The following is a 519-nucleotide window of genomic DNA, read 5'->3' on the forward strand; positions in this document are numbered from 1 at the left end:
TTTAAGAAATCTCTTGTTTTCATTCTTGCCGCGTTTTCACTTCCTACTTTTGCTGCATCAACGATAGGTATTGTTGGCGCGATGGATGTAGAGGTTGAAGCTCTGCTGCCAAAAATTCAGAATCAACAAATCAAAAAAGTTGCGAACCACACTTTTTATATCGGTGAGCTTGAGGGCAAATCCGTCGTGGTAACGCAATCTGGTGTTGGCAAAGTCAATGCTGCGATGACGACCACTTTGCTGATTGAATCTTTTGGTGTGAACCAACTGATTTTTACTGGTATAGCAGGAGCAAGTGACCCGAAACTTGATCCATTGGACGTGGTTATTTCTACTCGTACTGTACATCATGACGTTGATTTAACCGCATTCAACAAACCGAAAGGGTTATTACCGGACTATCAAGAGCGTTACTTTTATGCTGACAAAGCGCTACAAAACTACGCGTATGAAGCAGCGGTGGAGACGTTAGGCAAAGAGAGTGTGTTCCGAGGCATCATTGCTTCTGGTGACCAATTT

The 519-nt window shown here is 43.2% G+C and carries 1 protein-coding gene; it reads left to right on the forward strand.

Going from position 1 to position 519, the window contains the following annotated elements; all coding sequences use genetic code 11:
* Positions 1-519 (forward strand): 5'-methylthioadenosine/S-adenosylhomocysteine nucleosidase (mtnN, locus tag R7R24_RS30410; protein WP_318120677.1); only part of this gene is annotated, 519 nt, incomplete at both ends.

The sequence above is a fragment of the Vibrio sp. 704 genome, assembly GCF_033339295.1.